The organism is Kitasatospora sp. NPDC004240, from assembly GCF_053603215.1.
Window position 1 is genome coordinate 1 of the sequence record NZ_JBSGFD010000223.1, and the last position, 12,662, is coordinate 12,662.

The following is a 12,662-nucleotide window of genomic DNA, read 5'->3' on the forward strand; positions in this document are numbered from 1 at the left end:
TGTTGCCGGTGATGTCGTGCTGGACGTGGCCGGTGCGGTTGCCGGTGGCGTCGTAGGTGTAGGTGTTCCAGTAGGGGGAGGGACCGCCGACGGTGCGTCCGCCGGGGCCGGTGACGGCCGGGGCGTTGGCGTTGTTGCAGTTGCCGATGCCGGCGACGGTGGTGGAGCTTCCGGTGCCGTGGACGGTTCCGGAGGAGTCGGTCCAGTCGGCGGTGGTGGAAATGCCCCCGGTGTCGGTCCAGGCGCCGGTCAGCCGGCCCAGGTGGTCATGCGTGAAGCACTGGGTGTCGGTGGCGGTGGCGTTCTGGACGGTGGTGGCGGAGGTGATCCGGCCGGAGGGGGTGTAGGTGTAGCTGGTCTGGTCGACGGAGGCGGTGCCGGTCTGCCGGTCGATGAAGGAGTTGATCACCCGGCCGGTGGCCCAGTCGTACTGCAGGGTGGAGACCACCTGCGTGCCGTACTGGCCGACCGTGGTGCGGGTGGGTCGGGCGAGCGCGTCGTAGGCCATGGAGGCGACCACGGACTTGCTCTGGCTCATGGAGGAGGTGAGCAGGCCGGTGACGGTGCGCCCGTAGCTGACGGTCTCGGCGGGGAGCCCGCCGGCTGCCGGGATGGTGAGGGTCTTCGGCGCCCCCAGCACGGGGGTGTAGGTGCTGCTGGTGGTGTAGGTCCCGGCGAGTGCCCCCTCGGCCGAGGGGATGGTGACCGACGTGCCGAGCGGCCGGTAGGAGGTGTCGGGCTTTGCCCTATTTCGTGGACACTTGGGTCCTATGCCACCAATCTCAGCGTATCGACGGCTGATGACTCCTGCTCGAACTCGACGGGGCTGCGGTAGCCGAGTGCGGAGTGGCGGCGCCGGCGGTTGTACCAGGCGAGCCAGGAGAACATCTCACTGCGGGCCTGGGCCCGGGTCAGCCACCGCGATCCGTAGAGGAGTTCACGCTTGAGCGTGGCGAAGAACGACTCCGCCATGGCGTTGTCGTAGCTCGACCCCACTCGCCCCATCGACCGGCGTATCCCGTGCGCCCGGCAGACCTCGGCGAAGGCCGCCGACGTGTATTGCGCCCCGCGGTCCGAGTGGAACACCACGCCGCGCACGTCCCCGCCCCGGACACCGATCGCCGAGCGGACCGCGTCGACCACCAGGCCGGAGCGCATGTGCTCGGCCAGCGACCAGCCGACCACCCGCCGCGAGTGCATGTCGATCACCGTCGCCAGGTACATCCACGACCCGCCGACCGGCAGGTACGTGATGTCGCCGCACCAGCGCACGTCCGGCGCGGCCGCGCGGAAGTCGCGCCCGACCAGGTCCGGCGCGGGCGGCACCGCCCGGTCGGCCACCGTGGTCCGCACCGTCCGGCGCAGGTGCCGCCCGGCGATCCCGCGCTCGCGCATCAGCCGCGCGACGCGCTTGTGGTTGACCGCCCCATGCCGATCCCGCAGCTCCCGGGTGATCCTCGGGACCCCGTAGGCGCCCCGGGAACCGTCGTGGATCTCCTCGATCCGCCGCGCGAGGTCCTCGTCCGCCGCCCGGCGAACCGCGCGGGCCGGCGCAGCCCCGAGCCACCGGTAGAACCCGGACGCCGAGACGCCCAGCGCCCGGCACAGCCGCTGTACGCCGTACAGGTCACGATTATCGGAGATGAACCGCCAGCGGCCGGTCATCGACCCATCTCCTTGGCAAAATACTGGGCGGCCTTCCGCAGGATCTCCTTCTCCAGCTCCAGCTCGCGGACCTGCCTGCGCAGCCGGCGCAGTTCCTCGCGCTCGGCCGCCGTCATCGGGCCCTCACCGCCCGCGCCCGAAGCGGCTGCGGCTGCGGCTGCTCGTGACCGCGCGACCCACTGGCGCAGCGACTCCGGGTTGACACCCAGCTCGCGCGCCACCGACGCCACCCGCCGCCCGCTGGATTCCACCAGCGCGACCGCGTCCCGCTTGAACTCCCCCGAGTACCTCGCAGTACCCATGAGGACATCCTCTCCACGGACCCGAAGATCCGCTTCTCAGAAGTGTCCACTGTTCGGGGTAAAGCCCACCCGTACCGTCAACCGCCTCCGCGCCCTCCTGACCGGAATCTTCCCCGCGCTGGATCGGGCCTGGACCTCACCAACGCCGGACCGCTGACACTGCTGACCGACTATCAGCTTGACTCTAAAGCTTCTATAGATCGTCAATCTGTAGGAGACGGACCGGGAGTGCCGCTGGATGCGTTGGTCAGGTGGTGGTAGACCTCGCGCGCGACGAAGCGCTTGAGGCACCTGAAGATGTCCTTCGTCTTGAGTCCTTCGAGGGTGCGCCGGGCGACGTAGTCACGGGTGCGCGGGTCGTGGCACATGCGGACCAGCACGATCGTGTGCAGCGCGCGGTTGGCCTGGCGGTCTCCGCCACGGTTGAGCCGGTGGCGGTCGGTGCTGCTCACCACGGTCGGTCGGCGGAGGCAGGCGCGGTGAGCACGGCGCCGTGGTGGGTGGCGGGCGACGGCCTCCAGCAGTGCGGCGCGGGCCCGGCGCCAACGGACGTTCTCAGTGGGGCCAGCGGCCGCGGCCCAGTCCGGCATCGGCCTCTCCTGCGCGGCCGCGGTGAACGAGCGGCCGAGCCCGCCGATCGCGGCCTGCCAGCTGCCCGAGAAGGCCGCGCATCAGCTCGTCACCTCCTGGTGGCTGGCCCGCTCGATCCCTGCAGCCTCATGCTCCAGAGCCAGGGCGTGGCGCTCGTCAACCTGGCGGCTGGCTAGCTCCCGCACCCACGCGGCCGCGGCCTCCGGTGGAGCACGGCCAGCTGGACGGGGTCGAGCGCCTGGTCTCGGACTCGGATGCGGGTTCGTCCTCGGCCTGGTCGGCTCCCGTGCGTTCGTCAGGACCTCAGCAGCCTGCTCGGTGAGGTCCTGTATGTGAACCAAAGGCGACAAGTCGGACTGGGCTTCTCCGGAACTGGGGTGGAATCTCCCCCAGGGGGAGGTTCTACCGTTCCCCAGCGGCGGCGCGGGCCGCCGGACTGAAAGGGGGGAAGTGCCGCCTGGCGGCTGAAAGCCAAACAGGCTCCCAACCCGTTGCATCGGTCCGGATCTCATCGTCACGCCGATCTCTGGAGCGTCAGGCATCGGCACCCATCGGTTCAGGTTGGCGATGCGGAGCGAACTCTCGCGAGCTTGCCCCGCTGCTCCTTGACCCAGGCAGGAGCGCTGCGCCGTCTGATGCGTGCTGCCGACAGACAGCCAGGAATCCGAGCTCGCCTCGACTCAATTCTGACAAATCACACAATTTGCTCCTTCTACTGAAGGTTTCTGATGTCACGACAGATTCAGGCCTCCTCCGCGTATGCGGGTGGGGCCTTTTCCTCACGCAGGGTGCGCCGGATATCCGGCCTCCTGACGTTGGGGCTGCTGGTGCAGGCGGGGGTGGCGCTGGATGCGCTCGCTCCGGTGTCTGCGGTGGCCGCGCCCTCGCCCGCTCCGAGCACCAATGAGGCGCCTGATCGCGCGTCGGCGTTGCTGTCGGCCCGTCTGCAGGGGCACCGGGTGGAGGTGACCGGGGCACGGACTCCCACTGTCACGTTGTGGGCGAATCCGGAGGGCACGCTCACCCAGGAGGTGTCCGGCGGTCCGATCCGGATGAAGGCCGGCGATGCGTGGGTGCCGGTGGACACCACGTTGGTCGAGACACCGGACGGCAAGGTCGCGCCGAAGGCCCACCCCGAGGGGCTGGTGTTCTCCGGCGGCGATGCCTCCGTGAAGGTCGGCGACGCGTTGCCCGGCACCGCGGCCCCGGATTCGCCGACCGCCGCCCCGTCGGCGTCACCGCCCGCAGGCGCCTTTGCTCCCGCAGCGACGGCCACGGGCTCGACCCCGCCGACACCACAGACTTCTGCCTCCTCGTCCCCGTCCGCTCCTGCGCCCACAGCCACCGGTACGCCGTCGCCGTCGGCGGAAACGGGGGAGCGCGCGGCCCGCGGCGCGCTGCGCCCGGCCCTGCCCGCAGCCGACCCGGTGCCGGTGCCTGCCGAGCAGGAACTGGTGAAGGTCGGCTCAGGTGCCCAGCAGATCGAGATGGGCTGGTTGGGCAGGCTGCCGAAGCCGGTACTCTCGGGCAGCAAGGCGACCTACCTTGATGCGCGCCCTGGCGTCGACCTGGTCCTGGAGGCACTGCGTACCGGGTTCGAGCAGTACCTGGTCGTCAAGAACCGCAGCGCCGTCTCCCAGGCCGGCACGCTCACCCTGCCCGTGGACACCACCGGTTACACGGTCGAGCGCAAGGCGGACGGTGCGATCCACCTGGTCGACACGAGCGGGTCGAGGCCGAAGGTCACGATCCCGGCGCCGGTGATGTGGGACGCCTCCGTCGACGCCGGTTCGGGTGAGCACCTGCACCGTGCGCCGGTGGCGATGGAACTGCGCGGTACGGGTGCGGACGCCGAACTCGTGTTCACTCCGGACGCAGGCTTCCTCGCGGACGCGAAGACCGTCTTCCCGGTGACGATCGACCCCGCCGTGAACGTGCAGACCTCGTTCGACACGTTCGTCCAGACGGACTATGCCAGTGATCAGTCCGCGGCCGGCGAACTGAAGCTCGGCACCCACAACAACGGTGGTGTCGTCGCGCGTTCGTTCCTGCGCTTCCCGGAAGGCGACTTCCACGGCAAGCAGATCCTGGGCGCCAGCCTGAACCTGTACAACTTCCACTCCTGGTCGTGCACGCCGGCCGAGTGGGAGGTGTGGGACACCGACCAGGTGGCCGACCAGGGCACGGTCTGGTCGAACCAGCCGACCTGGAAGGGCATGTGGACACGCTCCTCGGAGACCCAGGACACCGACGGCGGCGACCCGCAGCAGTGCGAGGGCACCGGCGGCTGGGTCAAGGCGGACGTCACCAATCTGGTGGCGGCATGGTCGGACAACGGCAACTACGACAACACCCTGGGCATCCGCGCCCGCTACGAGAACAACTCCAGCAGCTGGAAGCGCTTCAGCTCCTCCGAGGGCGGCGCCCCGCCGTACCTGTCGGTGACCTACAACTCCTACCCGCCCACCCCGCAGACGGACATGACCCCGTCGACGCCCGGTGGGGTGCGCTGGAGCTCCTCGGCCACGCCGCGCTTCACCTCCTACGCCTACGACGAGGACCCCGGCGGCCAGCTGTGGGTCGACTTCGAGCTGTGGACCAGTGAGGGCCGCGTCGGTGCGTTCAGCCGGCAGGTCCCCAACGGCACGGTCGTCGCCGTGACCCCCGCCGACTTCGGCATCGCCCGCCTGGACGAGGGACGGCAGTACGCCTTCCGTTCCCGCATTTACGACAACGTCATCCACGGCGGCTGGTCCCCGGACCTGACCCTGCGGGTCGACACCGTCAAGCCGGGTGCCCCGTTCGTCACCTCGGCCGCCTACCCCGCCGACACGGCCTGGCACGGCAAGGCGGGCCAGCCTGGCACCTTCACCTTCACCACCCCGAGCGGGACGACGGACGACATCGCCTACGTGTACAGCCTCGACGGGGCCGCACCGGTGACGGTGAACGCCACCGGCGCGGCGACGGTGGAGATCACCCCGCCCGCGGACGGCTTCCGGGTGCTGAAGGTGCAGACGAAGGACCGGGCGGGCAACCTGTCCGATCCGACGTCGTACGCCTTCCAGGTCGGCCAGGCCGGCATCACCTCGCCGGTGGACGGCTCCAGGGTCGCCAAGCGCGTCAAGCTGTCGGTGGCCGCTCAGGACCAGTACAAGCGGGTGCTGTACCAGTACCGGCGCGGTCCGGGCGCGGCCGAGTACGACGTGCCGATAGCCAACCTGACCAAGGCGAACAACACGCCGATCACCGAGGCCAAGCCGCGTCTGGCGGACCTGGGCGAATGGGCGAACTGGACGGTGGTCGACACCCTCGGTTCCGTGGGCGGTGTCGTGCAGGTGAGGGCGGTGCTGTTCCCCGAGGACGGCTCCGGTACCGGGTACGCGACCGGCTGGAACACCATGACGGTGGACCGCAACGCCGACGGCGCGGCCAACACGGCCATCGGCCCGGGCGCGGTCAACCTGCTCACCGGTGACTACTCCACCGACGCCACCGACACCGACGAGTTCGGCATGTCGGTCAAGCGCGCCTCCTCCTCCCGCGACCTCGCGCGCGGCTGGCAGGCGCAGGGCGAGCGGCTGAGCGCCAACCAGCACCAGGTGTCCACCGACCTGACCGGCTTCGTACCCGGCCAGGCGAACATCGCGCGCTCCACCGCACGCGGCCACGACAACTCCACCGACTCGCTGCTCGTCACCCCGATCGGCAACGACAGCTACGCCGCGCTCGGCCCGGAGTACACCCTCGGCCAGGGCATGAAGCCCGGCAAGACGTACCGGCTGAGCGGCTGGATCTACGTCCCCGCCGCCACCGGCCTCAACCCGGACATGGCGAACCGCGGGCTGCGGCTGGTCGGCTTCCACCGCACACCTGCCGGCTACGGCGAGATCGCCTCGACGAAGGCCGCCTTCACCGACGGCTGGCAGCAGCTGACGGTGGACATGGAGGTCCCCAAGGACGCCACCGAGGCTTGGTTCCGCCTCTACAACGGCTTCGCCGGCGGTTCGGGCAAGGAGGTCTTCTTCGACGATCTGTCGCTGCGCGAGATCGTGGCACCGTTCGGCCCGCAGTGGGCGGGCGGCCCGGACGCGGGTGGCGGCAGCGAGTACCGTTCGCTCTCCTTCCCGCAGTCGGACCTGGCCGAGATCAAGCTCAACGGCGACAGTGTCCTTACGTTCGCGCGGGCGCTCGACGGGTCCCTGTGGCCCGAGCCGGGTGCGGAGCACCTGAGCCTGAAGGCGACCGGGGACACCTACACCCTGACCGACCTCGACGGCAGTTCGACCGTCTTTGCCAAGCAGTCGGGCTCGGACGTCTACCAGGTTCTGACCGAGACCGGCCCGGAAGCCGCCTCGCAGACCCGCTACGTCTATGACGCCACCGACGGGCGGGCGCTGCCCAAGAGGGTCGTCGCCCCCGTCGAGCCGGGCGTGGACAACGCGAACCAGTGCACCGTCGAGCCGCTTCCGCGCGGCTGCGAGGTCCTGGACTACGAGTACGCGACCGCGACCACGGCCGTGCCGGGCACGCCCGGCGACTTCACCGACCGGGTGAAAGCGGTCAAGGTGTGGTCGTGGAACCCGGCGACCTCCCGCCAGGAGGCCGTCGAGGTCACCCGCTACCTGTACGACGAACGCGGCCGCCTGGCCCAGGTCTGGGACCCGCGCCTGGCCCAGCCACTGAAGACCACCTACAGCTACGACACCACCGGACGGCTGACACGCATCGCGTCCGCCGGCGAACTACCCTGGGACCTCGACTACGGGCCAGCCGGATCCGACCAGGACGCGGGCCGGCTGCTGAAGGTCCGCCGCGCCACCCTGACCCCCGGCACCAAGGACCAGATCAACGGCGAGATCGCCACCAAGGTCGTCTACGACGTTCCGCTCACCACCGGCGCCGGCGGCCCCTACGACCTGTCGGGTGCGGCCGTGGCGACGTGGGCACAGACGGACGCCCCCACCGACGCCACCGCCGTCTACGGTCCCGAGGACGAACCCGGCACCCACACCGCCACCGCAGTCAAGCCCGGTACGGGCGGCTACAAGCAGGCCACCGTCCACTACCTCAACGCCTCCGGCAACGAGGTCAACACCGCCACCCCGTCCATCACCGACGGCGGCGACATCGACACCACCGAGTACGACCGCTACGGCCACGCCGTCCGCACCCTGGAGGCCACCAACCGCTCCATCGCCCTCGGCAAGCACCCCGACAGCGCCCGCTTCGCCGACGAGCTCAACCTGCCGGCGATCGCCGCCGGTCTGACCGACGAGCAGAAGCGCGAAGTCACCGCATCCCGGGCCCGGATGCTGGACTCCCGCACCACGTACACGTCCGACGGCCTGGACGTGAAGGAGACCATCGGCCCCGCCTACCGGGCCCTGCTGACCGAGGCGGTCGCCGGCCAGAGCACCCCGGTCTCCCAGTCCTGGGAGGCGGAGAACCTGGTCCAGCTCGGTTCCACCAACCCGGTGCGGATCGACAACAACGGCTGCTGCGGAGTCACCTGGTCGGGAGCCGGCCAGCTCGGCATCCGCGGCACCCAGGCCGGCCACTACGCCACCATGCGCGTCTCAGTGCCGGAGGAGGGCCAGTACGTCCTGTCCGGTCGGCTGACCACGGCGAGCGACCACGGCATCTTCCAGTGGTCCATCGACGACAACCCCGTCGGTACACCGATCGACGGCTACGCGCCGAATGTCGGCATCCAGCCCTACACCACCACGCCGATCATGCTGTCCCGCGGTGACCACACGCTCAAGCTGACCTTCACCGGCACCAACCCGTCCTCCGGCGGCGAGCGCTACCACGCGGGCATCGACACGGTCGTCCTGACCAAGAACAAGCTCAACGACCCCATCACCGCCGGCACGCCGGTCGTGGCCCGCGACCACACCACCAACACCTACGACGAGAACAAGCCCGACGGAGCGGCCTACCACCTGGTCACCACTACCACCGACGGCGCCCGACTCGACGGCTACGCCGACGACGTCGAGGTCCGGGTCACCAAGACCGGCTACGGCACCCCGATCGGCGGCACCTCCGGCTGGACACTGAAGAAGCCCACGTCGGTCACCACCGACGCACTCGGGGCCGCCCTCACGACCAGTACCCGCTACGACGCGGGCGGCCGCACCGAGGAGGTCCGCCAGCCAGGATCCAACCAGCCCGACGCGCGTACGGTGAAGTCCGTCTACTACACCGCGAGCACCAGCGGCGCCTGCGGTAACCGCCCGGAATGGGCCGGCCAGCTGTGCCTCACCGAACCGGGTGCGGACATCACCGGGGCCGATGCGGCCCGCATGCCGACCAAGCTGCCGGTCAAGCAGGTCACCCGCTACGGGCGTGGCGGCAAAGCAGAGGAGATCACCGAGACAGCCGCGGGTAAGACCCGTCGCACCGTCACCGCCTTCGACGCCATCGGCCGCACCCTGTCCGCAGAGACCACCGGCGACGAAGGCCGGCCCGTTGCGAAGTCCGAGATCGAGTACGACCCGGCCACCGGGGCCGCGACCAGGACGACGGCCGCCGGCAAGGCGGTCACCACGCTCAAGGACCTCCTGGGCCGGGTGATCTCCTACACCGACGCCGACGGGGTCACCACCACGACGGAGTACGACCGCTACGGAAAGCCCGTCAAGGTCACCGATCCGACCGGTGTGGTGACCTACACCTACGACCGGGCCAAGGAACCCCGCGGCATGGTCACCTCCGTCAACGACAGCCGGGCCGGTGAATTCACCGCCACCTACGGCCCGGACGGCCAGCTCGCCGAGCAGTCCTACCCCGGCGGCATCGTCCGCAAGGACACCGCCAACGCCTCCGGCAAGGCAGTCACCCGCACCTACACCCGAACCTCGGACAGCAAGACGATCTGGGCCCAGAACCAGGAGGTCTCCACCCAGGCCCAGATCACCCGCAACACCACCACCAGCGGAACCAAGGCCTACGGCTACGACCGTCTCGGACGCCTGGTCAAGGCCGAGCAGACCACCGGGAGTGCCGGCTGCACGACCCGCACCTACGCCTTCGACACCCGCTACAACCGCACCGCCAAGACCGTCTCCGGCCCCGCCACCGACGGCACCTGCACCACCACCACCGGAGGCACCACCACCACTTACACCTACGACAGCGCCGACCGTCTGACCGACCCCGGCTACACCTACGACGCCTTCGGCCGCACGGTGAAGACTCCGGCCGGCACCACCATCGGGTACTACACCAACGACATGGTGGCCTCCCAGGAGACCGCCGAAGCACGCCGTACCTGGACCCTGGACCCGACGGGCCGGCTCTCCCGATTCCACCTCGCGACCAGCAAGACGAACGACGCATGGGTGGACGGACCGGCGAAGATCAACCACTACGCCGGCGACGGCGACAGCCCGTCCTGGACCGTCGAGAACGAGTCCACCAACGCCTGGACCCGCAACACCAAGGGCCCGGACGGCGACCTCGCAGCGACCAGCACGAACGGAGGCGAGATCAAGCTCCAGCTGACCGACCTGTTCGGCAGCGTGGTCCTGATCACCGACACCGCCCTGACCACCCCCGTCCTCCTCGACTCCGACGAGTACGGCAACCCGGCCACCGGCCAGTCCGCCACCCGCTACGGCTGGCTCGGCGGCAAACAACGCTCCACCGAGGCCCTCGACGGCATCGTTCTCATGGGCGTCCGCCTCTATAATCCGGTCACCGGCCGCTTTCTTTCCATCGACCCGATTCAGGGCGGCAGTGCCAACGCCTATGAGTACACATATGCTGACCCGCTGAATAAGTACGACCTTGACGGCCGCGCGGTTCGCGAGCTTAAGCTGGGTGGGTATTTTAAGCGCGCGGCAAAGTGGACCATAAAGAAGTTGACCCGCTATACGCCCACGCATTGGGGTCCGTTTGATCGCAGGAATGAGCACCTTGTGATGCGCCAGGGAAAGCCGGGGGTTCATTGGGGAAATCACCAGAATAGAATTGAGTGGGACAAGAGGAATGGGTGGCACTATAATAAGGCGGGTACTAGTGAGCACTTTAGCGTACGGGAAGGGGTGAGGGATCTCAGTCGGATTCTGATCCGGCGTTCAGTTATTGCCGCATTCAGGGCATTCGGCGCCATCTTGAGGTCCCCCATAATCATTCTCCCTGGGTCGTGGATCCCTCGCCCCCCGGAGACTCCACTAACCTAATCCGTGGAGTATCGCAATAGATCGGCCAGGCTGGCCGTCATAGCTTGACGGCGCTGGCCTGGCCGACCGTTTGAGAGGTTGGCTCATGGCTAGTGATGTGCCGTCAAACTGGTCAGTCCGAACAGACGACCCGGCAGTTCTGTCTGAATTTATTAGTTGCTTCTTGAAACTCCCCCATGATGCGGAGGTTCAGGCTTTTGTAAGCCTTATTGAGGCACTTCCGCCGGGTGCTCGAGTTTCTCGAATTCTCGAATCCATGAGGAGGGATGCCGTTGCAAGATTTGCCGATAATCGCAGTTTGCTACTAAGGGTGATCTTTCCAAGGAATCCACTGATGGGAGTCGCCGTTGACCTGAATTCAAGAGCCCTGCGGGAAGGATTTTGTGTGGTGGCGCCGTACCTTATTAACTTTGAGATCTGGACTTCAGGCGGGCTTGTTATGGGCTCCTCGGCTCCGCCGAATGAGATCTGGGTTCAGGCGTCAACTCGAAGTCTGAACCAGCTGCGATCCGGCAATCCCCTTCTGGAGAACGTGGAACTTGAATCGATCTAGTTGCAGTTTCGTAAAGTTAGAGTGCTGGACTATCATTCAAGCGGCCTAATGTAGCAATGGAGTCCCGGCCAGACCGTGTCGACAAAGATCGAGCAGCAGTTGAAGACCTGGCTGCCGCGTAGTTCGCGCCACGCGGTGCACCAGCCGACGGCCCTAAAGGCTGTCCCGTATGTCGACGTTGGCCTGAGAGGCATACTGGCGGTCGTCGCCGCGGTGGAATGAATCTGGATAGGGAGCCCGAGTGCCTGAGCTGCTCTGCGAAGCTGTGCGGTGGGTGGACGACGAGCCGTTCCCCGGCATCGTCGAAGTCCGGTTCATGGATGCTGCGGGACAGTCCTGGTCCCTGATCGACAAGTGCGCGATGTTCGCGCGGCTCGGTGAGCTGACCCCTGAATCCGCCTACCCAGTCGAGGTCACGGTGGCGTGTGTGATCCAGGGCGATACCGAGGCGACGGCCGGGGACGAGATCGTGACGGTCTCCACCTCGCCAGACATGGTCACGACGCTGGACGGGCAGGACACCTTCACCGTACGGCGAAGCCAGCTCATCCCGTAAGAAGTCATCTCATTTGGGCTTGTAGGCTGCTTGCGTGATGATCGTGGAGCGCCTGGTGCCGGATGAGTTGTGGGAGTTGTTCCAGCGGGTGGTGCCGGCGGCGCCGATCCGGCCGCAGGGTGGCGGCCGACGGCGTCACGGGGACCGGGAGGTGCTGGCGGCGATCGTGTTCGTGGCCACGTCCGGGTGCACGTGGGCGCAGTTGCCGCCGTGTTTCGGCCCGTCCGGGCCGACCGCGCACCGCCGGTTTGCCGAGTGGACCGCGGCCCGGGTGTGGGCGAAGCTCTACCGCCTGGTCCTGGACGAGCTCGGCTCGCGGGGTGAGCTGGACTGGTCGAGGTGTGCGGTCGACTCGGTGAACATGCGGGCCACGAAAAGGGGGACCTGACGGGTCCGAATCCTGTCGATCGGGGCAAGTTCGGGTCGAAGATCCACTTGCTCACCGAACGTACCGGTCTGCCCATCTCGCTCGCGATCTCCGGCGCCAACCTGCACGACAGCCAGGCCCTGATCCCGCTCGTCGAGGCGATCCCGCCGATCCGCTCCCGGCGTGGTCCCCGGCGGCGCAGGCCCGGCAAGCTCCAGCCTACGACCACCGCTTCATCCGCTCCTACCTGAGGAGACGGCAGATCGCACACCGCATCGCCCGCCGCGGCATCGAGTCCTCCAGCCGCCTCGGCCGGCACCGCTGGGTGATCGAGCGGACCGTGTGCGCCACGAGGCGCTCTGTTTGTATCCCCGGCTCAGCCGGGAGGAACTTGGAAGGAGGTTCCTGGGCCGGATGACTCACCTGGATCCGAAAG

The 12,662-nt window shown here is 68.2% G+C and carries 4 protein-coding genes and 3 pseudogenes; 3 read left to right on the forward strand and 4 right to left on the reverse strand.

The genetic code is table 11. The features are described 5' to 3' along the window. The 4 genes and pseudogenes from ACWEQL_RS36175 to ACWEQL_RS36190 form a co-directional block, all read right to left on the reverse strand. A pseudogene (locus ACWEQL_RS36175) lies at positions 1-640 on the reverse strand (hypothetical protein); the annotation flags it as partial. Positions 641-768: 128 nt separating this feature from the next. Continuing rightward, a protein-coding gene (locus tag ACWEQL_RS36180; protein WP_452154749.1) for an IS3 family transposase occupies positions 769-1,967 on the reverse strand; the annotation gives its coding sequence in 2 pieces (ribosomal slippage) (positions 769-1,742 and positions 1,742-1,967; 1,200 coding nt in all). A gap of 203 nt (positions 1,968-2,170) precedes the next feature. Beyond that, positions 2,171-2,428, reverse strand: a pseudogene (locus ACWEQL_RS36185) (transposase); the annotation flags it as partial. 872 nt (positions 2,429-3,300) lie between these two features. Further along, complete coding sequence (locus tag ACWEQL_RS36190) at positions 3,301-3,834, reverse strand: hypothetical protein (RefSeq protein ID WP_452154751.1); 534 nt, start codon at positions 3,832-3,834, stop codon at positions 3,301-3,303. Positions 3,835-3,991: 157 nt separating this feature from the next. On the opposite strand from ACWEQL_RS36190, the gene ACWEQL_RS36195 reads away from it, so the two are divergent. From ACWEQL_RS36195 to ACWEQL_RS36205, 3 genes and pseudogenes are all read left to right on the forward strand, one after another. After that, positions 3,992-10,750 (forward strand): DNRLRE domain-containing protein, encoded by a 6,759-nt coding sequence (locus ACWEQL_RS36195; RefSeq protein WP_452154753.1) that lies wholly within the window; start codon positions 3,992-3,994, stop codon positions 10,748-10,750. Positions 10,751-11,544: 794 nt separating this feature from the next. Continuing rightward, positions 11,545-11,859, forward strand: coding sequence for a hypothetical protein (locus ACWEQL_RS36200; protein ID WP_452154755.1), 315 nt, complete (start codon positions 11,545-11,547; stop codon positions 11,857-11,859). Between the two features lie 37 nt (positions 11,860-11,896). After that, a pseudogene (locus ACWEQL_RS36205) lies at positions 11,897-12,569 on the forward strand (IS5 family transposase); the annotation flags it as partial. Between the last annotated feature and the right edge of the window lie 93 nt (positions 12,570-12,662).